This is a genomic window from Psychrobacter sp. UBA3483 (genome assembly GCF_002377905.1).
In the GTDB taxonomy this organism is placed as follows: domain Bacteria; phylum Pseudomonadota; class Gammaproteobacteria; order Pseudomonadales; family Moraxellaceae; genus Psychrobacter.
On the sequence record NZ_DFQS01000040.1, the window covers coordinates 1 to 24324 of the forward strand.

Here is a 24324-nt window from a genome sequence, read left to right on the forward strand (position 1 = left end):
TTGGCTCGTAATTTTAAGTCAATGCTTTATCTGGCGGGTACTGTCATTCATTGTAAAAAGAAGTGAAGCCCCGCCCTAATTCCCAAGCCAATAAATACCACACCACTAATTTTATTTAAAATAGCTTCGATAGCAGGATTTTTACGCAGGTTTTCACTGAATTTTGATGCCAATAATGCTAAGCATAAGCACCATATAAAGCCAGTGATAGCAAAGCTCAGTCCTAAAATGATAAACGACACCATGCTATAAGCATAACTGGCATCGATAAACTGCGGGAAGAACGCCAAAAAGAATAAAGCAACTTTTGGATTAAAGATATTGGTGAGTACACCCTGCTTATAGATTTGCCATCTGTCGAGCAGTCACCATCTTTTCCTCTTCAAGCAAATTACTGGCAAGTAAAGGCTGCTTTTTACTCATAAGTATTTTGACGCCTAAATAGCATAAGTAGCTGGCACCAATATATTTAACGATCATAAATGCGCTAGGAGAGTTGGCCAGTAAAACGGATAATCCTAATGCCGCTAATAAGGTATGAACCAAAATCTCTGAGATAATACCCAGCACGGAATAAAACCCCGCCGTTTACCCCTGTGAAATACTGCGGGTGATGATATACATGCTATCGCTGCCAGGGGTGAGGTTTAGCAAGATGGCTGCCATGACAAACCCTAGGTAATTCTCAATACCAAACATTGCAAATCTCTTTGTTTTAATAAACCTAATTATCCATGTGTAATGTAATAAAACTTTTATATATTTTATAAAATTATTACAGAGTAGATAGCATTGGCTGGGTTAGCAATAGAGTAAATCACTCAATAAATACTAATTTTAGAAAGCATAATACACATTCTATACTCAAGCTCTGTGAAATGGATAAAATGTAAATATATTATGAAAATCGCAAATATTGCAGTTTGAACTCTGATAATATATCAGAAGTAGATAAAACTTTTGTTGATAACAAGGATTTGAGATGAGAAGTTTGGCTTATACCGTTGCTTTATCTGTTTTTGCTACGACTGCTGGGATAAGTGCCGCGCATGCTGAGAGAGTTTGCAAAGTAACAGATCCGACTGAAACACCGTTAAATATCCGAGATGAACCAAATGGTAAGATTATCAATAAACTACGTAACGATCGTGAAGTTTATATCACAGAAACCACTTACGATAATAAAGACCGTCCTTGGGTGTATCTAGAAGGGTACTATCAAGGAGAATACAGACAATGGGGTTGGGCGATTAGAGAATTTGTCTCTTGCTATGATCATTGATATAGTAACTTCAGCTTATCCAAACCATAATAAACTGACTATAACAAAACTAACAGACGTAAAAAAGCCCAGTCACCGTTTGATGACTGGGCTTTTTTATTGTTCGCTTATTAGTCTAACCTGATGCTTAAAGGTGCTAAGCAAAAGTGCTAATAAGTGACGCCAAATAGTGGCGTCCCCAGGGGGATTCGAACCCCCGTTACCGCCGTGAAAGGGCGGTGTCCTAGGCCTCTAGACGATGGGGACGCATAGAGTGTCATAACCAAGGGTTACAACGGTACTTCACAATATCAGAGAGCTTATCTATTAATAGAGCAAGCCTTGCCTAGGTGCTGATATCGCCCTACTAGCGAGTATTTATATCAAGTGTCAGTCATACTGAACGTTGCGATAAATAGTATGGTGGAGCTAAACGGAGTCGAACCGTTGACCCCTTGCATGCCATGCAAGTGCTCTACCAACTGAGCTATAGCCCCTCGCTAAGAGTGTGCGTATTTTAGGTAAGACCAGCAGTCTTGTCAACCGCTATTTTAAAAATAATGCAAAATAATGCAAAAAAAGTTAGTAAAAGTATTTAAATGGCTAATTATGGACATTTTAGTACGGAGATGAATATAAAAAAAGGGCCAGTAGTATGAAGAACTGACCCTTTTTATTATTTATCTATTTTACTCTTAATTAACAAGTACAAGGTTATTTAGCAGCCAAACTATTTATCAGCCAAAAAATCTGGCAATTCTGCCGCTTGTTTCTCAAGTTTCTTCAGTTTCTTTTTACCCAAGCCGCCTAATACATCAACCGCATGACGTAAACGGGTCAGGGTCATATCAGCGCCGATAATCGCCATTGAGTTCATCACTGGCGTCGATGAGGTGCTACCAGCGATAGCGATAAAGAACGGTGCCATAAAATCACGCATCTTAATATCAAGATGCGCGGCAAGACCCTTGAGGGTGGCGTAGATGTTTTCTTCCGTCCACGTCGGCAAGGTTTCTAGTTGCCAAAGTGCCAGTTGTAGCATCTCGGTAATTTGTTCAGGCGTTAATGATTTATGGGTAAAGCTTTCAGCGTTGATATCAGGCAGGTTTTGGAAATAAAAGCCACCCCAATTGACTGCATCAGACAACAGCTCAATACGTGGCTGAATGGCCGCGGCAATCGCGGTCAGTTTATCGCTGTCACTTGCCCACTCAAGGATTTTGTTTTTAAGCTCTTCAGGCGTAAGCGCACGTAGCCATTCCGCATTTAGCCAGTTGAGCTTTTCGATATCAAAAATAGGACCGCCAAGCGACACGCGCTGAATATTAAAGCTGGTAATCATTTCCTCTAAGGTGAATTTCTCCGCCTCGTCAGGCATTGAATAGCCCATACGGCCAAGGTAGTTGAGCAATGCTTCAGGTAGCACGCCAGCATCACGATAATAAGTGATAGAGGTTGGGTTCTTACGTTTCGACAGCTTTGATTTGTCTGGGTTACGCAGTAGCGGCATATGGCAAAGAACTGGCATCTCCCAACCAAAATACTCATAAAGCAGCTGATGCTTGGGTGCAGAATTCAGCCATTCTTCACCGCGCATGACATGACTGATTTCCATTAAATGGTCGTCGACGACGTTGGCTAAATGATAGGTTGGCATGCCATCAGTTTTTAGCAACACTTGCATATCGACTTGCGTCCAAGGAATCTCAACCGTACCGCGCAGCATGTCATGTATCTGACAGACGCCTTCGGTTGGCACACGCATACGAATGACGTGCGGTTTATCCTCATTGACCAATTGCTCGGTTTTTTCTGGCGCTAAATGTGCGCAGCGACCGTCATAGCGCGGCGTTTCGCCATTGGCCATTTGCTCAGCGCGCATAGCATCCAGCTCTTCAGGGGTACAAAAACAGCGAAACGCATGATCGTTTTCAATAAGCTGTTCAGCATGTTTTTTATAAATCTCACTACGCTCGCTTTGACGATACGGCGCGTGTGGCCCGCCGATATCTGGTCCTTCCGCCCAGTCAAGACCGACCCAACGCAGCGCATCCAAAATCATTTTTTCAGATTGCTCGGTTGAGCGCGTTTGATCGGTATCTTCAATACGTAAAATAAACTCGCCGCCGTGGGCTTTGGCAAAGGCTAAATTAAATAGGGCGATATAAGCGGTGCCGACATGAGGGAAGCCAGTCGGTGAGGGCGCAATACGCGTACGAATAGGACGCTTGCTATCAAGGTTGGCTTGGGATGATGTTTGGGTCATAAAAATCTCAGAATATGCTGGTGAATGAATAAAATGGCGAGAAAAGTTAAAGCTCAAGGCGAATAGAAAAATTGAGTCAAAATACGGGTGAAACAGTCGCCGTCACGGTAGAAAAATAGCGTAAAATATAGCGCTAGTATAACAGAGAGCTGAGATATTTTTAACGAAAAGCCTCTCTAGCGCTTGACTCGCCGTATATCCTTGCGATAATAATGCTAGGTGAGTCATAACTTGTTTATTTTCATCTGATTTTTTACTATTACTGGCCAAAAAGGTCATCATCTACTGAGTCGTTTGTGTCCATATCGAATCCAAAGTCAAAAAACACGTTAAATTCTAAAGAAACCCTTTCTTCAGTCATTGATAGTTCTGAGTCAGAAGTCAATTCGTCTATTGTTGAAAATGATTCTGCTCAAGAGCCCGTCATAGAGCAAGCGGGTTCTAATGAATTAAGTTTTGTCCATGACGCCGTGCTACTACAAGAAACGGTGGCGGCGGTATTGGGTGTCAAATCACTGTCCAAACAAACAGATGACAGCCGTCAGAATAGCTTACAACAAAAAGGTATTTATGTTGATGCAACTTTTGGGCGCGGTGGGCATAGCCGCCTGCTATTAAGTCAGCTCGCCGATGATGCAACCTTGGTTGTTTTTGATAAAGACCCGACGGCGATTAGCGTTGCGCAAGAATTGGCAAAGACCGATAGCCGTGTCAAAGTGGTTCATGACAGTTTTGCGACCTTGACCGTTAGCCTCGCTGCGATGGGTATCACGAAAGTGGACGGCCTGATGGCGGATTTGGGTATTTCCTCGCCGCAGATTGATGACGGTAGCCGTGGTTTTAGTTTTATGCGCGATGGCGCGGTCGATATGCGCATGGATACCAGTCGTGGACAGTCGGTTGCCGAGTGGCTCGAGACAGTCGATGATGAAACCTTGGCCAATGTGCTTTATGAGTTTGGCGAAGAGCGCCATAGTCGCCGTATTGCCCGTGCGATTAAGCAGATGGACAGCTATGAGTCTACGCTTGCGCTGGCAGAAGTGATCAAAGCGGCGCATCCAAATTGGCAGCGCGGTAAGCATCCTGCGACGCAAAGTTTTCAGGCTATGCGCATTTTTATCAATAATGAGCTTGGCGATGTGGATGACTTTTTAGAACAAAGTATTCCGATTTTAAAGTCGGGCGGTCAGCTGGCAGTGATTAGTTTTCACTCGTTAGAAGATCGCCGTATCAAGCAGTTCTTGCAGCGCCATAGCAAAGGTCAGTATCCAGAAGATGAAAACTTGCCGATGCCGCCCAAGCGTCCGCGTTATTTTAGTAAACCAAAGCGCGTCGGCCCTAGCCAAGCAGAAATCAGTCACAATCCACGCTCGCGTAGCGCATGGTTACGCATGGCGACTCGTAGTGATACGGATTATAAAGCAGATGATAATGCTTAAGCTGAGTCTTAAAACAATGGCATAACCATGCTAGAACACAATGCAAAAAAACAGCGCCGAAAAGACTGTTATTGAGTTATGTGGGTAAAATATGACTGAATGTTTTAATGATTACGCGGCTGTTAAAAAGCTGTAAACATTCTCTGCTAGGCTCAGCAGTTACTTTTTGCTTGGTTATGTGTTTATTGATTTTATTGGTAGTTATTTTTATTGATGGTGCTGATGGCTCATGAGGGTGTGTTCACTCGCAAATCTTAGCGCTTTTTTTATTTTGAAGTTCACTTTTTTGAGATCGTCATGGCAATATCTGACAAACCTGTAAACCGCCGCGCCGCAATGCCTCTTAATACCGATGTTGGCGAATTATTCGTGCGCCGATTTAATGTGGTCAGTATTTACGTGGCCATATTATTGTTATTAGCGGCTGCGATTATCTGGAGCGGCATCAAAACGGCAGAAGGCGTGCAGCAATATCATCAGGATTATAAAACCTTGCAAGATATGAAAAAACAAGAGCGCAAGCTACAGGTAGAACATCAACGTTTGCTTATCGAGCAGCAAACCTTTAGTGCGACCCCGCAAATTGCCAGTCGTGCTGTTGCTGAACTCGGGATGTTTTCGCCAACCCTTAAGGATAAGCTGATTATTCAGCCGGGAGCGGCCGTTGCTGTTGCACCAGTGCTCGAGGACGATGGCACAGATGCTGCCGCTGCCAATGAAACAGATTTTTTTGAGGCGGATGCTAACGCTGCGGAGGCAGGACGATGACTGATAAAAAGCCCACCGCCAAAAACGATAAAGCCGTTAAAAATAATAGCAAAAAATCCGCCAGCGGCAAAGTCACTAAGCCGCTACGCCGTGCCAGTGTTGCCAAATCTGGACAAACAAGCGGCAAAGCTGACAATAAAGCGGCCGATAACCGCAAAGCTAAGCTATTTAGTCGCCTAAAAAAGAACGAAGAGCAGGGCGCTTATACCAGTGTAAAAACCCAAAAAAGCAAAAGAGCCTTTTTGGGTAAAGCCTCTGGGGCATCGTCACGCGGCGGTGTCGAACTGGATAAAAACCGTTTTCGCACGATTTGGGCAATATCGTTAGTCATTTTAGGCTTGTTAATCGGCCGTGCTTATTATTTACAAGTCGCCAATGCGCAGTTTTATCAAGATAAAGGCAATGAGCTGATTACCAGCGTGCGTACGCAAAAATCCTATCGCGGCATGATTACTGATCGTAATGATTTGCCATTAGCCGTCAGTGCGCCGCTCGCTACCGTATCTTTTAGCCCGCATGATTATGCGCGCGAATATTATGAGCTTAAGCGCATTATATTGACCAATCCTGAAAGTCCGCAGCTGATCGCGCGTATGCAAAAGCGTTTGGATAATATGGATTTAACCACGCTTGCGGCCGCGGCCAATATTTCGGTCACTGAGCTGAAAAAAGTTACGGCTATCGATGACAGTATTGACGTCACCGATGAAGAAGCAGTGAAAGCGGCGCTGCCATCGGGCGCAGGTTCACATTATCTGCCGCTTCTTAATAAAGTCACGCCTGAGATTGCCCAAAGTGTCAGCTCGCTTGATTTCCCGGGTGTCTATGAGAAAAACTTCTTCCAGCGCTATTATCCGCAGCCGCAACCAAACTCGCAATTGCTTGGCTTTATGGGACAAAACGCCAATGATCCTGAAGGCGGCTATGAAGGACGTGCTGGTATTGAGCGCCAGTATGAAACGGCGCTGGCTGGTGAAGACGGTAAGGTTTTGGTACTAAAAGACGCCAAGCAAAACAGCTTAAAAGAAATCAAGCAAGTCGAGCCAGAAGTACCGGGTAAAGATGTTGCCTTAACGATTGATTCACGCTTACAGTATCTGCTCTATAAAGAGCTGGAAAAAGCCGGTCGCCTGCAAAAAGCGCGTTGGTCGACAGGTATGATTGTCGATGTACAAACGGGCGAAGTGCTAGCGCTATCGACGTGGCCCTCATTTAACTCTAATAACCTCAATGAGATGACGGGTGAAAACCAGCGTAACCGTGCGCTGCTCGACGTCTTTGAGCCGGGTTCGGTCATGAAGCCATTTACCGTGGCAGCCGCATTGGATTCCGGTAAATATACCACCACGTCTTTGATTGATACCAATCCTGGCTCTATTCGCGTGCGCGGTTATACCATTCGTGACCACAATAATCTGGGACGCATTACGCTTGCGACATTGCTACAAAAATCTAGTAACGTCGCCTCAACCAAGATTGCCTTATCGTTGCCGCCTGATGCGATTACCAGTATGCAAAGACAGTTTGGCTTTGGGGCAAAAACCCCGCTGCAATTCCCAGGGGAAGGCAGTGGACTTGTCGTGACTCCAAAAGAAGAAGAGACGTCAAGACGGGCAACGGTCAGTTATGGTTATGGTATACAAGTCACCTTGGCACAGGTCGCGCAGGCGTATTCGGCGCTTGCTGCCGGCGGGGTGATGCATCCATTAACTTTGATTAAAGATGACAAAAAACAGCCCAGCAAACGTATCATGGCGCACGAACAAGCGATGTCTATCGTACAGATGTTAGAAAGTGTCACCGAGCCAGGCGGTACGGCCAAAGCTGCGGCGATTGATGGTTATCGCGTGGCCGGTAAAACGGGTACCTCACGCCGTATTAATCCCAAAGGCGGCTACTATAGCGACCAGTACCGTAACGTCTTTGCCGGTATGGCGCCCGCGTCTAATCCTAAGCTGGTCGGGGTGATGCTTATCGAAGACCCACGTGGTCAGATTTACGCTGGCTTAACGGTAGCGCCTGTCTTTCATAACGTCATGAAAGAGGCGCTGCGCTTGTATAATGTGCCGTTAGATAAGCCATTAAAAACTGAAGAGCCGTAGCTAAAAATATAAGTTCCATGGCTAAGTTTTATGACTAATTTCCATGACCAAGTTTCGTGTTTCAGCTGTTAACTATTTGATGCGTTTTAACCGTTTAGGATATGCCAATGTCTCTGTCTACCTCGCCAAAAAGCAACACCGCAGTCACCTTACAACAGCTGATTGAAGCCAGCGGCAACGACAGTTATAGAGGTCGCAAAGACAGACATAGCCTAGCGCAGATATTAACAGCGCTGATAAGCGCATCTAGCAGTCAACTACCAAATCTAAAAACTTCGGTTGCCAATATCCCATTTGAGCAGTTCCGTTTAGACAGCCGCCAGTTAGCAGCAAACGATGTCTTTGTATTATTAAAAAGTCATACGCCAAACTGTCAAAAAAGTCGCGACTATTTATATCAAGCTGCTGAGCAAGCGGCTTTTATTCTAGCAGAAATTGACCCAATCGCTCTGCTGTTTACTGCTAATGTGCCGCCGCACGCCAACATTGAATTGATGGATAATGCTCAAGCTCTAGCGCAGCAGCAATTAGCAGCGCTGCCGTGTCCAGTATTATACGTGCCCAATATTCGTGATTTTTTAGGTGACTTGATTCAAGCGCGGTTACAGTATCAGCAGCCTGTCACTTTGCCAACGGTCGTTGCGGTGACTGGTACCAATGGTAAAACCACCATCAGCCAATTGGTGGCACAATTAACGCAATTGACGGGCATGAGTAGCGCGGTGATGGGAACAGCGGGTAATGGTAGACTCGGCGCGTTGGTGCAAGCCAGCCATACCACAGGCGATGCTTTAGCAGTCCAGCAGTTTTTATATCAAATGGGTCACGAGAATGCGGAATTATTGGCATTGGAAGCCAGCTCACACGGTCTTGATCAGCAGCGATTACAAGGAGTGCCGGTGTCGGTGGCGATTTATACCAATTTGAGCCGTGACCACCTCGATTATCATGCGGATATGACAGAGTATGCTGCGGCAAAAGCCAAGCTGTTTGATAAAGCACATTTCCCCGACTTAACCCACGCCATTATCAATATCGATGACGAGCATGCACAGATTATGCTCGATACGGCGCATGCCAGTGGTTTGACCGTTTGGAGCTATAGTTTAGACTCAGCGAAATCTGCAACCTTTGTTGCCGCTGATATCAAGCCAAGCTTGCAAGGGGTTGAGATTGCGCTGCGTACGGATTTCAGCGATGAGAAAGTTAATAGTTTAGATATCGTTAGCCCATTACTCGGGCGTTTTAACGTGGCTAATTTACTTGCCGCTATCGCCGCTGCTGTGGCTTTAGGAATTGGACTTGAGCGTATTGCTGATGTTATCCCGCAGCTACAAGGCGCGGTTGGACGTATGCAGCGTGTGCCTTCTAATGATGGCTGTTTTATCGTTGATTATGCCCATACGCCCGATGCTTTAAGTCAGGTATTAGCCAGTCTAAAAACCCATTGTAAAGGTCAGTTATGGGCAGTGTTTGGTTGTGGCGGCGATCGCGATGCGGGCAAGCGCCCATTGATGGCGCAAGCGGGATTGGCAGGCGCCGATAAAGTGGTATTGACGGCGGATAATCCACGTACCGAAGACCCCAAGGTAATCTTGCAAGATATGCAAGCAGGCATGACCCGCGCACAGTACGAGCGCACTCATATTGAACCTGCGCGCCAAACAGCTATCGAATATGCGGTCAAGCAAGCAGCGCCTGATGATATTGTCGTTATCGCGGGCAAAGGTCATGAAACCTATCAAGAAATTAACCATGTGCGTTATGATTTTGACGATAGCGTTATTTTGCAAAATGCTTTAAAGCAAGCAGGGCGCGTATAGTATTTATAGCTAAGTAATAGCGCCTGCCATTCATTTTTTGTACTTTTTAAAAAACGTATACTTAAAAATATTAAAGATAAGTAGTCATCATATATAAGGTAATCATTATGACAGCCGACAACGATAACAGCATTCAGTCGCCAGGGCTGTATGTTTGGCAAGTAGACAATCTGCTTGCGGCAACTGTAGCACTGGGTGGACATTGGCAGTTTGGGGCAGTACCTGTAGAGTCCAACAATGACGCAAACAAACCCATTAGTAGTACGCGTATCGCTACCGATACTCGCACTATAAAAGCGGGTGATATCTTTTTAGCATTAACCGGTGACAATTTTGATGGTCACGACTATATCGACACAGCTTTAGAAAACGGTGCGGTTGCAGCGATCGTTTCACGTCCTATTGCTGCCGACATTCCCCAATTGCTTGTGGATGACACGCGTTTGGCGTTAGGACAATTGGCGGCTTATCGTCGGCAGCAGCACGACAATTTAACCGTCATTGCTATTACGGGCTCGAGCGGCAAAACCACCTGTAAAGAGATGCTCGGTAGTATCTTTGGTCGCTTGGCACCAACGCTAATTACCCGTGGCAACCTCAATAATGACTTGGGCGTGCCGATGATGTTGCTCGAATTATCCGGCCATCATCGCTATGCGATTTTGGAGCTGGGCGCAAATCATATCGGTGAGATTGCTTATACCACTGAGATTGTGCGACCTGATGTGGCGTGTATCTTAAATATTGGTACCGCACATTTGGGAGAGTTTGGCAGCCGCGAAGGCATTAGCCAAACCAAAGCTGAGATTTATCATACGTTAAATGAGACGCAATTTGCCATTGTTCCGGATAAAGACGATTTTACCAATCAATTGCGCCGTATCGCTGAAAAACACACCCCAAACGTCATAGGCTTTGGCAATACCGACGTTAGTGCCAGTCATTTAGATGTTGAACCTGAGCGCAGTGAATTTAAGCTGCATATAGGAAATCAAATCCATGATATCAATTTGCCATTAGCCGGCGAGCATAATGTCAATAATGCTTTAGCGGCGGCTGCTTGTGCCCATGCGCTAAATATCGACATTAGCGATATCGTCGTCGGGCTTGAAAACGCCCGTCCTGCTAAAGGGCGCTTGAACAGCCAGCTCCTCGGTATGCATCGCTTGATTGATGATACTTATAATGCCAATCCGCACTCGGTGCGCGCAGCTGCTAAAGTGCTGGCGGCGCAAACGGGTACGCAGGTGATGGTACTTGGCGATATCGCCGAGCTAGGAGAGGCGGCGGTCAGTGAGCACCAAAGCTTAGGTCGTACCATTGCGACCACTGGCATCAATGTATTGCTGTGCGTTGGTGAATATGCGCCTTATACAGTGGCGGGCGCGCAAGAGATTTCTGCTATTAATGCCCATGCTTTTGCTGATAAAGACAGTTTATTGGCTTATTTGCAGTCTTATTTACAAGCCCAGCAGGCGCAGCCCTGTACGGTGCTGTTCAAAGGCTCACGTTCCATGGAGATGGAAACCCTTATCAATGCGCTAGTCGAGGAGTAGGCGGTGTTAGTTTGGTTGTTTGGCTGGCTTGGCCAGTATTATACACCGTTTTCTGCGGTTTCTTCGTTGACGCTACGAGCGTTATTAGCGGTTATTACTGCGCTGGCATTCAGTATGGTATTTGGCAATCGCGTCATCAATCGCCTACGCGCGCTCAAGTACGGTCAGGCGATTCGCAACGATGGTCCGCAGTCGCATTTGGTCAAAACCGGTACGCCAACTATGGGCGGGGTGCTGATTTTGAGCGCGATTGGTGTATCGACGTTACTGTGGGCGCGATTAAACAATCCCTATGTGTGGATCTTGCTTATCGTCATGATTATCTTTGGCGCGGTTGGCTGGGCAGATGATTGGCTTAAAATCAAATATAAAGATCCCAAAGGCCTGATCGCCCGCAAAAAATACTTTTGGCTGTCGATGGGCGCGTTATTCGTCGGGATTTCTTTATATTACATTGCGACCTTGCAGCCAGATATAGCGAGCACGCGTGAGATGCAGGACTTGCTATTACCGATTTTTAAAGATTGGATGATTCCTTTCTCGGCCGTGCCCTTTGGGATTGGCTTTATTATCTTTACCTACTTTGTGATTAATGGTGCCTCAAACGCCGTCAATTTAACCGATGGCTTGGACGGTTTGGCTATTTTGCCGGTAGTCTTGGTGGCGGCAGGTCTAGGCGCCATGGCTTATGTGTCGGGTGATGTGCGCTTCGCCGATTACTTGCATGTGCCTTATATCGCCTACAACTCAGAAGTGATTATTGTTTGCGGCGCGATGATTGGCGCAGGTCTAGGTTTCTTATGGTTTAACGCTCATCCAGCACAAGTATTTATGGGTGATGTTGGGGCGCTGGCATTGGGCGCGATGCTCGGTACGATTGCGGTTATGACCCGTCAAGAGATTGCCTTTGCCATTATGGGCGGTTTATTTGTCGCCGAAGCTTTGTCGGTGATGCTACAAGTTGGCTCGTATAAGCTGCGTAAAAAGCGCGTCTTTCGCATGGCACCACTGCATCATCACTTTGAAGAGATTGGCTGGAAAGAAACGCAAGTGGTGGCAAGGTTTTGGATTATTGCCATAATCCTTGTGATTCTTGGGCTGATGACCTTGAAACTGCGTTAAGTCGTCAAATAGGTTTAAATCAAAAAACTTTAAATCAAAAGCCATCTTAAAATCTAAGATGGCTTTTTTAGGCCTTATGCGATCTTCTTTTTTGTTGCGGCATTTATCCCTTGTTGAGCCGGAACTTTGTTAAAATGGCAGCCATATTGCGATGACGTTGAGATGCTTGTGAGTTTATTTATTTGTCCCCTTTGTCAATCACCTCTGCTGCCCGCTGACCATACGTGGTGCTGTGATGGCAGTTTGAACCCAAAGCAAACCGCTCATCCATTTGATGTGGCGCGGCAGGGTTATGTCAATCTATTACCGGTGCAACAAAAAAAATCCAAAGCACCGGGCGACAGTCAGCAATCTATTGAGGCGCGCAAACGGTTTTTAACTGCCGGGTATTATCAGCCACTAAATGACTTGATTTGCCAAAAGATGACGATGTTACTGACGGCAAAAAAAGCCAGTCTTAAGGAAAAAGATAAGACCATTAATTGGCTGGATATTGGCTGCGGAGAGGGTTATTACACGCAGGCAATGGCGCAAACAGGTATGGATATGCTTATCGCTGCCGATATCAGTAAACCTGCTATTGTAGAGCTGGCGAGAACCAGTAAGGCTTTAGGTCGTCTTTGGTATCAAGGGGCTGAGGAGGCTAAGGAAGATGGGACTTATAAAGCAGCTATTTACCCGCTGGTGACTAGCGCGGCACATTTGCCGCTACGCGCGCATAGTATCGATGGTATTAGCAGTATCTTTAGTCCCATTTTGCCAGAAGCCTTTAATGAAGTGTTAAGCGATGAGGGCTATTTGATCATTGCCAAGCCCGATATCGGGCATTTAGCAACGATGCGTGAGGCGCTATTTGATGACGTCCGCGAGCATGATTCTGATAAGTTTTTGGACGAATTAGCGCCTTATTTTCAGTTGTTAGAAACTCATTATGTCAGTAGCGAGTTAAGTTTATCGGCAGAGGTATTGGCAGATTTGATGACCATGACCCCTTATGCCTATCGGGCACGCAGCGAAAAAAGGCAGCAGCTACTGGCAGAGGTGGCAGCACAACCTTTTGCGACAGAAGCTAAGTTTGTTATCTATATTTTGCAAAAAAAGCCCACTCATTAATGGGCTACATTGGCTAAAGGTTAACTTATAAAATAGGTCCCATGGTGGCGACGACATTATTCCAAATCCGATACGGTAAAGGCCAGTTGTTAACCTCTTCAAGCGTCACTTCATCAGAATCAGCGATATACTGATATTGGCGCTCCATAATATCGGCAGTCAATTCGTTATCACTAAAGACGATATTATTTTCATAATTCAAGTGAAAACTGCGTAAATCCAAATTGGTTGAGCCAATCAAGCTGATTTCACCATCGACGGTCAGCGTTTTGGCGTGTAGCAGCCCCGGCTTATACTCGTAGATTTTTACGCCAGCCTCAAGCAATTCCCAATAATAACTGTGACTGGTGGCGGCAACGATAAAGGAGTCGTTTTTCTTCGGAAAAATCATCGTTACTTCAACCCCGCGATAGGCGGTTGCACATAGGATACTGACCAGCGAATAATCGGGCACGAAATAAGGGGTAGAAATCATCAGGGTATGCTGGGCTTGGCTAATTAAGGCACCTAAAAACTGGGGGGTGTTGCCGTGACGCTGGGTCGGGCCATCAGAAAAGACTTGCGCAGCAAAATCATTGGGCGGCAGATTTGGCTGCAAATCGGTGCTATACGGAAAGCTATCGAGCGGCGTATCAGGGTTTTCAGTTAGCCAATCACTGGCAAATAACATCTGATTTTGTGCAACGATGGGACCTTCGATACGTAGCATAATATCGACCCAAGGGGCGTATTTTGGCTTCACACGAAACTCAGGGTCGGCGCAGTTACGGCTACCAAAATAGCCGATTTTGCCATCAATCACCGTAATTTTGCGGTGATTGCGCAAGTCAATACGGCTAAACAGCATGACCTTTAAGATATTGGTTAATGGTAGCGCCACACTAAGCTGCACACCCGCGTCCTTCATCTCTTGCCATAACTTTGAGCCGACCATCTTGCGCGAGCCCATGCCATCGACCATCGCTCGGCAGGTGACGCCGCGCTTTGCGGCGCGAATCAGTGCTTGGGCGGTAGCAGTGCCCTTACCATCGACCAGCCAAATATAATACAGCACATGGATATGATCGGTTGCCGCATCAAAATCGGCAATCATACGACTGCGGGTCTCAGCGGCATCAGCCATCAGCTCGGCGCGATTGCCCACCGTGGTCTGAAAACCGGTGGCTTTTGCTGAATAAGCAAAGGCTGCTTGATATTCAGGCTTGACGGCCAGTGTTAACGCCACATCGCTACCAAGCACTTCTGGGCGATGGCGATGTAATTTATCAATGATTGCCTGACGTTCGCGCGTGAAGTTGCGCCCTAAATGCACCTCACCAAACATCCAATAAACCAAGACGCCAAAATAAGGTAAGAGAAATAAAATCACAAGCCAAGCCAAGCGCGCCGGCGCCGTTAAGTCATGACGCGCAAGGACGCGCAACGATATCAGTACCAATAAAATAAAGTGAATGGTTAATAAGATGTCGATGAGCATAGCGTGCCGTCCATTATTATTCTGGTTAATTATGGTTATTGTTGTTATGAAAAATCTGTTTTATTTATCGTATGAATGTATGAAGCGCTTTATTGACTACTAGTATTCACCAAATAGCCAACCACTGACGAAGGCAAAATACTCTCGAAACCAAGCATTGTAGCGAATCGATAGCGGCGTCGGGCTGGCAAGTAAAATAGGCTGCTGGTAGCCTTGATGCTGGGCAATTGCAGCAGCGCGAATGGTATGAAAGTCGCTGGTCACAATGGCAATAGGCGCTGTGATAGGCACTTCTTTTGCTGCCAAAACGACTTGGCTATAGATTAAGTTTTCGGCGGTACTGGTACTTTTGCCTTCTTGCAAAATGTGCTCAAGAGCAATGCCATGCCTTTCATGTAAATAGCTCGCCATAATACTGGCTTCGCTATGCGTCTGCCCCATACCAATACCACCACTGGTCAACGCCAATGCCTCGGGTTGTGCTTTAATCAGCGGCGCGGCCGTATCTAAACGCTTAGCAAGCGTCGGTGTTGGCTTGCCGGCGATAGTACCTGACCCTAATACAATAATCGCCGCCACCTCAGGTACAGGCTGTGCGCTCTTCTTAATTTGCTGCTGCAACGAGAAAATAAATAACCCAAAGCTTATAAGCCAGAGGAAAAATAGCAGCCATAGCGCGTACCACAGACGATTGCGAAATGGGTTTTGCCTCGTAAACTTGCGGATAGCATGCCAAAATATCCCATGGACGACAAAGACGCTGCCCAGTAAAAACGGTACCACGGTGCCAAAGTTAATTTTGCCAACCGTCATTAACACGGCACAATCAACCATGATAACGGTACCGATAACGACCAATCCAACTCGCGCTATAATGAGTAATTTTTTTGCCATAGTTTTACTTTTATTAGGTAAAGATACTTCTCTTTAGTTTACTGTTGATTTAATCAAATGTTACTTTATCTATTTCATAAAACGTTGTTTTAATTACATGGCTGTTTGGTAATATTAAGACATACCAAATCCAATCCATTTAACGTAAAAAGGAGAACCTTATGACGCCAATAATTTTTCATAATCCAAAATGCGGCACCTCTCGTAATACCCTTGCCATTATGCAAGCTTCAGGTGAGACGCCAGATGTAGTGGAATATCTAAAAACACCGCCATCTCGTGAGTACTTGGTTGAGCTGTTAGCATTGATGCAGAGCACACCGCGCGAGCTCATACGCAGTAAAGAGAGCATCTTTACTGAGCTTGGTTTAGAAAATCCAGTATTGACGGACGCGCAACTGATTGATGCCATGATAGCGCACCCTATTTTAATCAATCGTCCTATTGTTGTTACCAATAAAGGCGCGGCGCTGTGCCGACCGGCAGAGCGAGTGTTTGAATTACTGGAAAATCCGGTCAGTAGTTTCACAAAAGAGAATGGGGAAGTGGTAAAGCATGTTACAGAGTGAAGAGACAGAAGCCTTAGTAGGAGACGGTCTTAATAATAAAAGTGATAGCAATATTGGCGCGACTGATTTGCCCGCTGCTGATTTACTGAAAAACTATTTACCTAATATTGATTTTAGTCAAATACAAACTATTGATATTGAATCTTTGATCGGTAAAGATGACCCACGCCATCCACCAAGATTATTGGTGTTATATGGCTCCCTGCGTGCGCGCTCATTTTCTAGGTTGGCGGCAGAAGAAGCAAGTCGTCTGCTGCGTTGGTATGGCTGCGAGGTGCGAATGTTTAATCCATCAGGCTTACCACTGCCCGATGACGCCGATAGCGACCATCCAAAGGTACAAGAGTTACGAGAGCTCGCACAGTGGTCGGAGGGCATGCTGTGGGTCAGTCCAGAACGCCATGGCAGCATTACCAGTATTATGAAAGCTCAAATTGACTGGATTCCACTGGCGCTAGGCGGCGTACGTCCGACCCAAGGTAAAACGCTCGCTATCATGCAAGTCAGTGGCGGCAGCCAAAGTTTTAATACTGTCAATCAATTGCGTATTCTTGGACGCTGGATGCGCATGATTACCATCCCTAATCAATCTTCTATCCCCCAAGCATTTTTGGAATTCGATGATAATGATCGCATGAAAATGTCCCCACTTTATCTGCGCGTCGTCGATGTCTGTGAAGAGTTGGTCAAATTTACCTGGCTTACCCGTGGGCGCTCGGCATATCTGACCGATCGCTATTCAGAACGGGTAGAAAGCGCTGCAGAAGTATCACAACGCGTCAATCAAAAATCGCTCTAACGTTGTTGTTTTATTATTGCCCTTATTAATATTTCATTGCTTCAATTGCCCCATTAAGGTTACTTCATGCTCGCATTTGCTATTTTTATTGTAACTTTGGTCTTAGTCATCTGGCAGCCTAAAGGGCTTGGCATTGGTTGGAGTGCGATGGGCGGCGCTTTGGTTGCCTTAGTATTTGGTGTGGTGCAATGGTCTGACGTTGGTATCGTTTGGGATATCGTTTGGGACGCCACTTTTACTTTTGTGGCATTGATTATTATCTCTCTTATTTTAGATGAAGCGGGATTTTTTGGCTGGGCGGCATTACACGTGGCTCGGCTTGGCAATGGGCGCGGGCGTTTGCTATTTCCGATGATTGTGCTGCTAGGAGCGTTTATCTCCGCCTTCTTTGCCAATGATGGCGCGGCCTTACTGTTGACGCCAATTGTGATTGCTATTCTACTGCGCCTTGATTTTGCCCCCAAATCCGCTTTAGCCTTTATTATTGCCACTGGTTTTATTGCTGATACCGCAAGCTTGCCATTAGTGACTTCTAATTTGGTTAATATCGTCAGTGCCAATTATTTTGATATTGGTTTTGGTCGCTACGCGGCGGTGATGGTACCGGTAAATATCGTCTCTGTCCTAGCAACACTATTGGTATTGTGGATTGCTTACGCGCGGCATATTCCCAAGCACTACTCAACGGCAAATCTTAGCTCACCCCAATCCGCTATAAAAGACCCGCTGGTGTTTCGAGCGGCTTTTCCACTGCTGGCATTATTATTAATCGCTTATTTCGCCACTGAATCGCTCGGGCTGGTTATCTCCGTAGTGACGAGTGCCGCGGCGCTTATACTAATGGCGATTGCTGGACGCTGGTGGCAAGGCGGACGTAATGCCAAGTTTTCTATGACTAATATCCTTAAAAAAGCTCCGTGGCAAATCGTATTATTTTCAATCGGTATGTATTTGGTGGTTTATGGTTTGGGTAATGGGGGATTGACCGCCTATGGCGCGCAGATACTCAATTGGCTAGGTCAACAAAGCGCGCTCGTTGCGACGGTTGGCACAGGATTCTTATCCGCCATCGTAGCGTCTGTGATGAACAATATGCCGTCGACGCTGATAGGCGCGCTGGCGATTGATAGCGCCCAAGTGCCCGCTGCTACTCGAGAGCTGATGATTTATGCCAATGTCATTGGCAATGACTTGGGACCAAAATTCACACCTATTGGTAGTTTGGCAACTTTATTGTGGTTACACGTATTGGCAGAAAAAGACTATAAAATCAGTTGGGGACAATATATGAAGGTCGGTCTGCTGATAACGCCGCCCGTATTATTAGCCACGCTATTGGCGTTGGTATTTTGGCTGCCTCTGTTGCCGAGTGCCTAGGGAAGGTTTTGATTCAGTGTGTAAAATTGGTGGTGAAGAGGGAAGAAAACTAGGCGTGATTAAAATAATAACTGGTGTGATTGTATTTATCTTATTAAGAGAAATAGTCGCTTCAATAAAAAGCGACTATTTCTTATTTTAGGGTTTTAAATTAATAATTGACGTTACCCGTACTAAAGGTAAAGCTCTTTTTCTGCAATTCTCTATTGTCTACCATTACATCAAAGCTTACGGCGTATTTACTATTGCCGTACAACCCACAGTTCTTACGAGTACCTGTTTCACAGCTGTTTAGGCTGTCAGTGATTGGCATGATGAATGCTTCGTTATCAGGAAGTTGATAATCTGTATTCTTGTAAGGGTCGTTATTGTAGTCAATCACTGCAACTGGTATATCAATCTTACGAGCCACGTCTGTGACTTTGATATTGCTAACTTTTATCGTTTTTGCCGACCAAATTTTAACGTGAATCGGTTGGCCGATTGGGTCGGTACGAAGGTTTCTACCTGTCCCTTTCGTTGGATTGGGCGACTCATCGTACAAAGCGGTATTCGTGCCTGTGGTAGCAGCGCAAGGATAAGTGGTAATGCCACTTAGATTGGTAGGGGCGGCGTTAGGCTTGCTCGCGCCTGTAGACGTTAAAATATAACCAAAACTGCTTTTGGGGTCAGTGCCTGATGGCGTATACATTGACACGTTCGACCCTGAGTTGACAAAGTTTGGATTGACCAACGTACGTAAATGGTAAGGCGCTGAAAGTAGGCCTCTTGCCATATTTATACCAGCCTCTTCTGGTGTTGTACTAATACCATTAGAATTCCTCTCTGTGCGTTGCACAATATTTTCACTCGCCGAAAAGCTTAATTCAGAATACTTAGCAGTCTTTACCCTATCTTCTAACGTCGCACCCATAAAGAAAGGATTTTTCGGGCCAGAGAGGTGTTCATAGTTTTGATAGGTATCCTCTTGATGCGGATTTACGCCGCCTAAGTTCACATGAGAAAATAGATAACTGAGGTAGTTGCTATGTTTATAGGATATCTCAGCAAGCTTATCATCGTAAGTGTAGCCACCAATGCCGCAGGCTTGTCGCTGGAGGCTAAGGAAGTTGTCGACTGCTAAACCTGCTCTTAGTCCTTCTGATTTTTTTTCAATATCAGTTTCAGTAGGCGATTCGACAGGTTTAATGGATGGTTTTTCAGGCTTTGTAGGTTTGGCTGCTGATGGCCCTATTGGTTGAGCTGGAAGCGTTACCTCTGGCGCTGTAGGTGTAGAAGGCTTAGCAGTATGGTTATCTGAACTGCCTCCGCCTCCACACGCCGTCAATACAATGCTTGAAAATATGATACTCGCTAGTACACTGCTTGAAACTGATGACTTCATGTTTCACCCTTAAATATTTATTTGTATTTTCTCTAAGTCATCTATGCAGTGATGAGTTTAAAAAAGCTAAGGATACTGCTTTTAATTTTAAAAGTCGTCTGCTCATCGACAAAACCTTTGAACTTTGGCGTATAAGTTTTAGGCGCTTATGAATTAACTGTCTAATACTGAAAGCAAAAGAAAATCAGCGACTAATATTCAATGAGCACACGCCCTAGGCTAATGTCTAATAAAATCATAAACCAACACAATCCACGGGATAGGTAGGTTATGCTCGGCCAGATTAGGAAACCAGCAGGCATAAAAAAAACGCTAGACGCGTTATTTATAAAGGGTTTGGTTGGTATATGCGTAGAATTGGAGCGAGGTGGGAAAACTGGGGTTTTATAAGATTGGCGGTGAAGGAGGAAGTCAAACGACTTACATAAGCGTTTGATAAATATAGGTTTATTTTTTTAATGTATAGTAATAGACCAACTATTAGACCAACACCTTTTAAGTATTGGATGCAAGGTAAATAATGGGATTTATTGTTTAATAAAATGTAACTAAATATTTCTAAATTATTATTTAGTTTCAACCATATACTATCACTAAAAAACCATTTTCGGTGATCTAAAGGTTTTATACAGTCTTACTGTTTATATTTTCCATTATCATTTTTTATTAATGGCTTTTAGGTAATGAAGGATTACTAAACATATCAACTAAGACAATTTGTTCTCGCATTTCAGCTGTTCGCAAACTTCCAAATTCATTTTTACAAATCCATCCCATTCATACAGATGTGAGAGATGCTCATCATAATAGTCTTCGATACGACAAATAAGAGGGCGGTCTTCATAAATGAGACACAAATTGGAACCATCATCGAAGTGACGGCAGGTGCCATCACCTCGGTCTAGATAGTCGGTTAGCTCGCTGAAATGTACATTTTTACAGCACTGCCCACAACTTGTGCATGGGAATGATATTTTAGACATTTTCTATTCTAGAAAAACCGTCATTAATACTAGAGTCAATTTTAGCTAAATTTGCAGATGCACTACCATACAGCTTGCCTTCCTTATCAAGAATTGGAGTATCGATGGCTACTTTGAGGACTTGAATAATCTTGACGTTTTTTAAGACGGTCATTTTTGCGTCTTCGTCATATAGTGAATAATCAGTACCTTGTGTCTCAATGACTTTTTCAAGCTTTTTCAAGTTACGACGTAGATGTTTACGTAAAGTAGAAATAATGCCTGAAGCTTTATAAGCGACTTCTTCTATTCCCGTTGTCAGAGCTATAGCTTTATCTACATCAGCAGCAAATTCTTTAGCCTTAGCAATATTACTATGAGCATCATTTAACTTGGTTTTTGCCTTACTACCCATATACCATCCAGCAATGAGTAGCCCAGGTCCTGCCGCTAGAGCATTAAGAGCTAAAATACCACCAGCCATCCCCATTCCTCCAGTAGCTAAACTGCCACCCCCTAGCCAAGCAAGGGTTGCATTAGTAGCCGCTACACCGCTGAGAGAGCTAATAGCAGTACCTGTACTTGCAGCAGCGAACATCATAGTTCCATTATAAGCACCAAAAGCAGTTAAAGCGCCTGCCATAGTGCCACCACCTAAACCTAAACCAGAGTCAATAACGAATGAAACGTCTTGTTTTAGCTCTTGCAGTACGATATTGCTAAACTCTTTAACTGTTAAGTTACCTAAATCGCCATCGTGCTGAAAATCTATATTTTTTATTTTCCCGAAAGTATTAATGAACGTATTTACATGATTTGTTAAAGTATCTGCTTTTTTTGCACCTAAATCTTCTAGCGCCAATTGGCATTTCTCACGAGATAAATCTAAGTTCCATTCTGCACGTATTGCTATACCCTTAGCAGTATCGTTAGCTTCGCTTGCTTCATTATTATCATAAAAAGCTTTACCAACTTTTGCTAATCCGACTGCGCCAACTGCTGCTCCTATTATTAATGGGATTGGCATGATTTTCTCCTATTCATTTATCAATATTGTTAGATCTTTATTTATCTCAGAAAGCCTTTCTGAAACCTCTACAAACTCATCAATATAATCGCTTTCAATATCTAATAACTTGCATATATGTAAGAGTAGTGATTTTTCCCTATCTTCAAAATAGCCGCTACTATGCCCTGCTCCGACTAATTCAAATAGTAGTATTTTCTTTTCTTTGCTGTTTAGGTGCCCAATATTTTTTTGTCTGATAGAAATCAATTCTCCAGCAGTACGTTTAAGGATATAGTTTTCTACAATAGGCATTGTTAAGATGAAATCTTCAGCCGCTTCTTCGCTATTTAAAAAATTGCTTAATATTATTTCTTTTTTAAGTTCATCTAATTGGTCGTATTTATCTAAGACTGAAGTCGTTTCTTTTTCTAAAATATTCATCAGCTCAAATTCTTTCTGTCTACTCATTATCTCAATCATATTTGTCCTAGAATAAAAAAAAGATTGGAAGTCAATACATTTTATTTCTAGTTCCTTCGCATACGTCTCTAAAGCATTAATTTCATTCTCATCAATATTTTGAAGGAATAAGTATTTTTTGCTTTCTGAATCTAGTGTGTGAAAACATTTGTATTTCTTAATTTCTGAGTCTAGTTTTGGGATAACTGCATATCTTTTAGTGCGAGGTTCTAGCTTTTTAATTTTTTCAGAAGTCGTTAACTTATTACCTTCGGCCATCATAATAAGTGCAGCTAACTCTAGAAATAATATTTTTTGCGACTCTTTATCCAGATCTTTTAAAAACATAGTAACTACCTTAAATTATTAGTGGGTCTGCTGACATCATAGCTTGATCTAGTTCAGCTATGTTATTGATGGAAATTTTTGTACCAAGCTCTGCCGCGAAGAGATTCATTTTTAAACAAAATTCATCGGAAGAAATATCAGGTGAGTCTAGAGCGTCAAACATGATATTCCCATATACTTCTAGTTCTTTAATACGATAAGCAAATAACTCCTTAATTTTTAACTCATATTCTTTTGAAAGCATTCTTGCAGCTTCACATTGCATTTCTATAAGCTGTCTACGTTCGGTCGATAATTTAGCCTCTTTTAGAACTTCGAAGAAGCTTTGGTATACTGTGTTGGTCAGAGCATAACCAACCATACCACCAATTAATGCACCCAAAACTGGAATAGGTATGGCGACTTGGCCAATAGCGGCAAACATAGAAGACGACATCATACCCGTAACTGATAAACCAATCTCTTGAGCAAGCTCGGCTTCATTAATCTCTCCAACAGCATATTTTTTTATACTCTTACCCGTTGATAAGCAAGCAGTGACTACCATCGCAGGCATATTGCTTTTTGATATACCACGTATCATCTCTTTTGATGACTGTGCCATATAGGTTTTCACGGCAGTACCTGAAGCGGCAGTAGCGTAACCAGTTGCACCTGCAATGAGAGTGTCCTTACTTGTATCCAATATAGCTTCTGAGAAATCTTTATTGCCTGAATAGACGGCTATGATGTTATTTACAGCAGAGATAGAACCGCCAATTGCAGCTCCAAACTTCAAGCCTTCTAAGCCAGCCGCATGACTTACTTTTCCAATATCCCTTACCGTCACAGCTTTAGGGTTAAGTCTGTATTGAATGGCTTCTTCAGTTGTTAATCCAGAATCTGTTACTTTGCCCTCTAAACTTTCGTAGTTCTTGGATTGTTTTAGTTTTATATCAGCTAGCTCAGTTTTGCCTAATTTTCTAAGGGCATCACTTTGTTCAGCTAGTTTTTTAGCTTCTTCTCTACATATAGCCTTCATGTCCTCAACCTGTTCAGTTGGAACTTCAAGTTTATCGACACTAATATAACGTGAGAAATCTTTCTTTTTACCTTCTCCACAAGCAATATCTTTTAATAAGTCTTTCGGATTTTTTACAAACTTCATCTGTGAGGTGATTTCGCTATCATCTAATAGTTCTACAATATCTACGACATTATGATTTTTTCCATAACCTGCAATATCTTCACTTCTAGAGAAACGAGATGACTCCTTATTGATAATAGCCTGTGCGTTACGTTTTGAAACGCTTGCAACCTCAGCTGAGAAACCTGCTTGTTGTTTCACATTTTGATTAACGTAATCAGGATTTAATTTGCCTTGACTTATTTTTAATAAACTTCTATCGAACACTTGTCCTGTTTCATGATTAATACCACGAAGCCCAATTAAAAATTGACTTCCTGCTGTACCATAACGTTGAATCAGTTCGTGTTCTGCACTTGCGATCGCAATATTTCGTAAATCAGAATCCGTACTTTCTTGCTGCTTATATTTTTTGACTACAGTATTCATCATCAATCTCTTAAATTAAAATATTCATCCCGATATATTAT

Annotated in this window: 19 protein-coding genes, 2 tRNA genes and 1 pseudogene; 11 read left to right on the plus strand and 11 right to left on the minus strand. The window is 43.9% G+C overall.

All coding sequences use genetic code 11. The annotated features are described in order from the left end of the window. Positions 1 to 47 precede the first annotated feature (47 nt). Positions 48 to 699, minus strand: a pseudogene (locus tag B2866_RS13260) (LysE family translocator). 283 nt (positions 700 to 982) lie between these two features. On the opposite strand from B2866_RS13260, the gene B2866_RS06755 reads away from it, so the two are divergent. Further along, positions 983 to 1282, plus strand: a complete 300-nt coding sequence (locus B2866_RS06755) for a hypothetical protein (protein WP_296191912.1) — start codon at positions 983 to 985, stop codon at positions 1280 to 1282. Positions 1283 to 1452: 170 nt separating this feature from the next. Here the strand turns inward: B2866_RS06755 and B2866_RS06760 are convergent. The 3 genes from B2866_RS06760 to gltX all read right to left on the minus strand — a co-directional run bounded on the left by B2866_RS06760 (position 1453) and on the right by gltX (position 3527). Further along, positions 1453 to 1528 (minus strand) — tRNA-Glu (locus B2866_RS06760). 154 nt (positions 1529 to 1682) lie between these two features. Further along, a tRNA-Ala gene (locus B2866_RS06765) sits at positions 1683 to 1758 on the minus strand. 233 nt (positions 1759 to 1991) lie between these two features. Further along, positions 1992 to 3527, minus strand: a complete 1536-nt coding sequence (gene gltX / locus B2866_RS06770; protein ID WP_296191914.1) for a glutamate--tRNA ligase — start codon at positions 3525 to 3527, stop codon at positions 1992 to 1994. Positions 3528 to 3952: 425 nt separating this feature from the next. Between gltX and rsmH the strand changes: the two genes are divergently transcribed. The 7 genes from rsmH (at position 3953) to B2866_RS06805 (ending at position 13450) form a co-directional block, all read left to right on the plus strand. After that, complete coding sequence (gene rsmH, locus B2866_RS06775; protein WP_296191998.1) at positions 3953 to 4966, plus strand: 16S rRNA (cytosine(1402)-N(4))-methyltransferase RsmH; 1014 nt, start codon at positions 3953 to 3955, stop codon at positions 4964 to 4966. Positions 4967 to 5263: 297 nt separating this feature from the next. After that, the gene (gene ftsL / locus B2866_RS06780) at positions 5264 to 5734 is read left to right on the plus strand and encodes a cell division protein FtsL (protein WP_296191917.1); all 471 of its coding nucleotides are present in this window, start codon (positions 5264 to 5266) and stop codon (positions 5732 to 5734) included. Further along, positions 5731 to 7836, plus strand: coding sequence for a peptidoglycan D,D-transpeptidase FtsI family protein (locus B2866_RS06785; protein ID WP_296191920.1), 2106 nt, complete (start codon positions 5731 to 5733; stop codon positions 7834 to 7836). Before ftsL ends, B2866_RS06785 begins: the two co-directional genes overlap by 4 nt. A gap of 107 nt (positions 7837 to 7943) precedes the next feature. Further along, the gene (locus B2866_RS06790; RefSeq protein ID WP_296191922.1) at positions 7944 to 9659 is read left to right on the plus strand and encodes a UDP-N-acetylmuramoyl-L-alanyl-D-glutamate--2,6-diaminopimelate ligase; all 1716 of its coding nucleotides are present in this window, start codon (positions 7944 to 7946) and stop codon (positions 9657 to 9659) included. 107 nt (positions 9660 to 9766) lie between these two features. Beyond that, positions 9767 to 11215, plus strand: a complete 1449-nt coding sequence (locus B2866_RS06795; protein ID WP_296191924.1) for a UDP-N-acetylmuramoyl-tripeptide--D-alanyl-D-alanine ligase — start codon at positions 9767 to 9769, stop codon at positions 11213 to 11215. 3 nt (positions 11216 to 11218) lie between these two features. Then, a complete protein-coding gene (gene mraY / locus B2866_RS06800) occupies positions 11219 to 12337 on the plus strand; it encodes a phospho-N-acetylmuramoyl-pentapeptide-transferase (protein WP_296191928.1) in 1119 nt (372 codons plus the stop codon). Between the two features lie 162 nt (positions 12338 to 12499). Then, complete coding sequence (locus tag B2866_RS06805; protein WP_296191933.1) at positions 12500 to 13450, plus strand: putative RNA methyltransferase; 951 nt, start codon at positions 12500 to 12502, stop codon at positions 13448 to 13450. A gap of 25 nt (positions 13451 to 13475) precedes the next feature. On the opposite strand, the gene cls is transcribed toward B2866_RS06805, so the two are convergent. Together cls and B2866_RS06815 are read right to left on the minus strand one after the other, a co-directional pair. After that, on the minus strand, positions 13476 to 14927 hold the full coding sequence (gene cls / locus B2866_RS06810) for a cardiolipin synthase (protein WP_296191935.1): 1452 nt from the start codon (positions 14925 to 14927) through the stop codon (positions 13476 to 13478). Positions 14928 to 15026: 99 nt separating this feature from the next. Further along, on the minus strand, positions 15027 to 15821 hold the full coding sequence (locus B2866_RS06815; RefSeq protein ID WP_296191938.1) for a YdcF family protein: 795 nt from the start codon (positions 15819 to 15821) through the stop codon (positions 15027 to 15029). 161 nt (positions 15822 to 15982) lie between these two features. Between B2866_RS06815 and arsC the strand changes: the two genes are divergently transcribed. The 3 genes from arsC to B2866_RS06830 all read left to right on the plus strand — a co-directional run bounded on the left by arsC (position 15983) and on the right by B2866_RS06830 (position 18566). Beyond that, entirely contained in the window at positions 15983 to 16390 is a 408-nt protein-coding gene (arsC, locus tag B2866_RS06820; protein WP_296191941.1) for an arsenate reductase (glutaredoxin), read from the plus strand. Next, a complete protein-coding gene (gene arsH, locus B2866_RS06825; protein ID WP_296191944.1) occupies positions 16377 to 17189 on the plus strand; it encodes an arsenical resistance protein ArsH in 813 nt (270 codons plus the stop codon). The genes arsC and arsH overlap by 14 nt, the downstream gene beginning before the upstream one ends. A 66-nt stretch (positions 17190 to 17255) precedes the next feature. Further along, entirely contained in the window at positions 17256 to 18566 is a 1311-nt protein-coding gene (locus tag B2866_RS06830; RefSeq protein WP_296191945.1) for an arsenic transporter, read from the plus strand. A gap of 151 nt (positions 18567 to 18717) precedes the next feature. On the opposite strand, the gene B2866_RS06835 is transcribed toward B2866_RS06830, so the two are convergent. From B2866_RS06835 to B2866_RS06855, 5 genes are all read right to left on the minus strand, one after another. After that, a complete protein-coding gene (locus B2866_RS06835) occupies positions 18718 to 19950 on the minus strand; it encodes a CAP domain-containing protein (RefSeq protein WP_296191948.1) in 1233 nt (410 codons plus the stop codon). A 707-nt stretch (positions 19951 to 20657) separates the two neighbouring features. Then, positions 20658 to 20933 carry a YkgJ family cysteine cluster protein gene (locus B2866_RS06840; RefSeq protein WP_296191951.1) on the minus strand — a complete coding sequence of 92 codons (276 nt, stop codon included), beginning with the start codon at positions 20931 to 20933 and terminating at the stop codon, positions 20658 to 20660. After that, positions 20926 to 21939: a hypothetical protein gene (locus B2866_RS06845; RefSeq protein WP_296191955.1), complete on the minus strand. Its 1014-nt coding sequence runs from the start codon at positions 21937 to 21939 to the stop codon at positions 20926 to 20928. Before B2866_RS06845 ends, B2866_RS06840 begins: the two co-directional genes overlap by 8 nt. Positions 21940 to 21948: 9 nt before the next feature. Continuing rightward, positions 21949 to 22728, minus strand: a complete 780-nt coding sequence (locus B2866_RS06850; RefSeq protein ID WP_296191957.1) for a hypothetical protein — start codon at positions 22726 to 22728, stop codon at positions 21949 to 21951. 10 nt (positions 22729 to 22738) lie between these two features. Then, positions 22739 to 24283, minus strand: coding sequence for a hypothetical protein (locus B2866_RS06855; RefSeq protein WP_296191961.1), 1545 nt, complete (start codon positions 24281 to 24283; stop codon positions 22739 to 22741). Between the last annotated feature and the right edge of the window lie 41 nt (positions 24284 to 24324).

Excerpts from the sequence above, each read along its gene's own strand:
- B2866_RS06755 (WP_296191912.1), top strand. The coding sequence starts at position 983 with ATGAGAAGTTTGGCTTATACCGTTGCTTTATCTGTTTTTGCTACGACT.
- gltX (WP_296191914.1), bottom strand. The coding sequence starts at position 3,527 with ATGACCCAAACATCATCCCAAGCCAACCTTGATAGCAAGCGTCCTATT.
- ftsL (WP_296191917.1), top strand. The coding sequence starts at position 5,264 with ATGGCAATATCTGACAAACCTGTAAACCGCCGCGCCGCAATGCCTCTT.
- B2866_RS06785 (WP_296191920.1), top strand. The coding sequence starts at position 5,731 with ATGACTGATAAAAAGCCCACCGCCAAAAACGATAAAGCCGTTAAAAAT.
- B2866_RS06790 (WP_296191922.1), top strand. The coding sequence starts at position 7,944 with ATGTCTCTGTCTACCTCGCCAAAAAGCAACACCGCAGTCACCTTACAA.
- B2866_RS06795 (WP_296191924.1), top strand. The coding sequence starts at position 9,767 with ATGACAGCCGACAACGATAACAGCATTCAGTCGCCAGGGCTGTATGTT.
- B2866_RS06805 (WP_296191933.1), top strand. The coding sequence starts at position 12,500 with ATGCTTGTGAGTTTATTTATTTGTCCCCTTTGTCAATCACCTCTGCTG.
- cls (WP_296191935.1), bottom strand. The coding sequence starts at position 14,927 with ATGCTCATCGACATCTTATTAACCATTCACTTTATTTTATTGGTACTG.
- B2866_RS06815 (WP_296191938.1), bottom strand. The coding sequence starts at position 15,821 with ATGGCAAAAAAATTACTCATTATAGCGCGAGTTGGATTGGTCGTTATC.
- arsC (WP_296191941.1), top strand. The coding sequence starts at position 15,983 with ATGACGCCAATAATTTTTCATAATCCAAAATGCGGCACCTCTCGTAAT.
- arsH (WP_296191944.1), top strand. The coding sequence starts at position 16,377 with ATGTTACAGAGTGAAGAGACAGAAGCCTTAGTAGGAGACGGTCTTAAT.
- B2866_RS06830 (WP_296191945.1), top strand. The coding sequence starts at position 17,256 with ATGCTCGCATTTGCTATTTTTATTGTAACTTTGGTCTTAGTCATCTGG.
- B2866_RS06835 (WP_296191948.1), bottom strand. The coding sequence starts at position 19,950 with ATGAAGTCATCAGTTTCAAGCAGTGTACTAGCGAGTATCATATTTTCA.
- B2866_RS06840 (WP_296191951.1), bottom strand. The coding sequence starts at position 20,933 with ATGTCTAAAATATCATTCCCATGCACAAGTTGTGGGCAGTGCTGTAAA.
- B2866_RS06845 (WP_296191955.1), bottom strand. The coding sequence starts at position 21,939 with ATGCCAATCCCATTAATAATAGGAGCAGCAGTTGGCGCAGTCGGATTA.
- B2866_RS06850 (WP_296191957.1), bottom strand. The coding sequence starts at position 22,728 with ATGTTTTTAAAAGATCTGGATAAAGAGTCGCAAAAAATATTATTTCTA.
- B2866_RS06855 (WP_296191961.1), bottom strand. The coding sequence starts at position 24,283 with ATGAATACTGTAGTCAAAAAATATAAGCAGCAAGAAAGTACGGATTCT.